Below are 237 nucleotides of genomic sequence, written 5' to 3' on the forward strand. Positions count from 1 at the left end.
TCACCCGGGCCACGATCGAACTCACGGGCCGGCCCGAGCAGATCCGTGGCGGGCGGGCGATCTTTGACGACCTTGGCTCGGCCACCGCCGCCGTCGCCGACGCCGTCCAGTCCGGCGTCGACGTCGCTCCGTCGCCGGGAACACGGTGGCACGGGAACTTCCACCGGCTCCGGAGCCGCCCGGAACCGCTCTACGCCGCGTGGAACACGGTTGACGCGCCTGAGCCGGACTTCCATC

General features: G+C 72.2%; 1 protein-coding gene. It reads left to right on the forward strand.

The window, feature by feature from the left end; genetic code table 11:
* On the forward strand, window positions 1-237 hold a 237-nt coding region (locus tag EXE41_RS18920; protein ID WP_137691817.1), incomplete at both ends, for a hypothetical protein.

Origin of the sequence: Halorubrum sp. SD690R, from assembly GCF_005435035.1 — an archaeon.
GTDB lineage: Archaea > Halobacteriota > Halobacteria > Halobacteriales > Haloferacaceae > Halorubrum > Halorubrum ezzemoulense.